At 59.3% G+C, this 513-nt stretch carries 1 protein-coding gene; it reads left to right on the top strand.

All coding sequences use genetic code 11. From position 1 onward, the window contains the following. Window positions 1–97: 97 nt before the first annotated feature. Window positions 98–502, top strand: coding sequence for a PTS sugar transporter subunit IIA (locus B4F73_RS15435; protein WP_034810778.1), 405 nt, complete (start codon window positions 98–100; stop codon window positions 500–502). Window positions 503–513 lie beyond the last annotated feature (11 nt).

Genomic DNA, 513 nt, shown 5'->3' with positions numbered 1-513 from the left:
CAGGTCACCATTCTCCCAACAGCTGAATCAGGGTTGACGCTCGTGTTCGCAGTGGCAGCATGACAAGTTCGTAAAGTTTGAGCACTGGGACCGGCATATGATCGGAATTGTGGTTGTCAGCCACGGAAAGCTTGCCCGCGAACTCGTCGCCGCCACGGAACACGTGGTCGGCGAGCAGGATCGATTCCGCTCGATCTCGATCGAAGTGGAAGACGACATCGAGGCGCGCCGCGATCAAATCCGCGAAACGGCCAAGTCCTGCGATGCCGGCAAGGGCGTCATCATCCTGACAGACATGTTCGGCGGCACGCCCTCAAACCTCGCCATGTCGGTGATGAATGCCGGCAATGTCGAAGTCCTGTCCGGCGTCAATCTGCCCATGCTGATCAAGCTGGCCGAAGTGCGCGGCGAGATGACCCTCAAGGACGCCGCCAAAGTCGCCGCAGAGGCGGGCCGCAAGTATATCAACATCGCCTCCGAACTCCTCGCGAAATCAAACTGATGCCCGACACG

Source organism: Hyphomonas sp. UBA3601 (genome assembly GCF_002375605.1).
Taxonomy (GTDB): domain Bacteria; phylum Pseudomonadota; class Alphaproteobacteria; order Caulobacterales; family Hyphomonadaceae; genus Hyphomonas.
The sequence above is the reverse complement of the archived record's forward strand: the minus strand, read 5'-3'. Positions and strand labels throughout refer to the sequence as shown.

Excerpts from the sequence above, each read along its gene's own strand:
- B4F73_RS15435 (WP_034810778.1), top strand. The coding sequence starts at position 98 with ATGATCGGAATTGTGGTTGTCAGCCACGGAAAGCTTGCCCGCGAACTC.